Below are 612 nucleotides of genomic sequence, written 5' to 3'. Positions count from 1 at the left end.
CGGCTCCGCTGGTGCAACGCCGAAATAAAGCAGCCGGCGCAGGCTTTCATTGACCCAGGGGCGCTGCCTTGCCTTGGTGTCGAGATAGACCTCCTCGGTCACCATGCGCATGACCGAGCCGAATTCGGTGCCCTTCATCGCCGCGAGGTGGCGCAGCAGGGCGGACGCGTAAGGGCTATTTTCGCCAGCGGCGCCATCGAGCGCCGGGCGACCCGGTTCGGCGGCAAAGCCGACCACCGTACCCAGGCTCGCGTCAGCCGCCGGCGCATTGCCGAGCGCCCTGGCGCCGCGCACCGGTTCCAGCCCGCCGGCACCAATCGGCGAGGCGGAAGCGGTCGGTGCGCGTCGCACCACGGCGTCCTGCGGGAACGGATTGGTGCGGCAGGCGTCGAGTAGCACGATCGTCACAGGCACAGTCTTTTTCAACGCGTCCATGATGGCGGAAATCGGCACCAAAGCCGCGTCGGCATCCCTCAGTGACGACACGTCGGCATCGACCGGAACCAGATAGTTCTCGCCGCCGGCCTCGATGCCGTGACCGGAATAATAGATGAAGGCGACATCGGCGCCTTCGGCATCTTCCGTGAACCGCTCCAGGTCGCGCTTCAGCTT

1 protein-coding gene is annotated in these 612 nt (G+C 66.3%); it reads right to left on the bottom strand.

Annotation, left to right across the window (positions count from 1 at the left end; translation table 11 throughout):
- The coding region (locus tag EN993_RS36560) for a caspase family protein (protein ID WP_206532500.1) at positions 1-612 on the bottom strand (612 nt) is incomplete at both ends.

Source organism: Mesorhizobium sp. M7D.F.Ca.US.004.01.2.1, assembly GCF_003997785.1.
In the GTDB taxonomy this organism is placed as follows: Bacteria; Pseudomonadota; Alphaproteobacteria; order Rhizobiales; family Rhizobiaceae; genus Mesorhizobium; species Mesorhizobium loti.
This window is presented reverse-complemented; position numbering and strand designations above follow the sequence as displayed.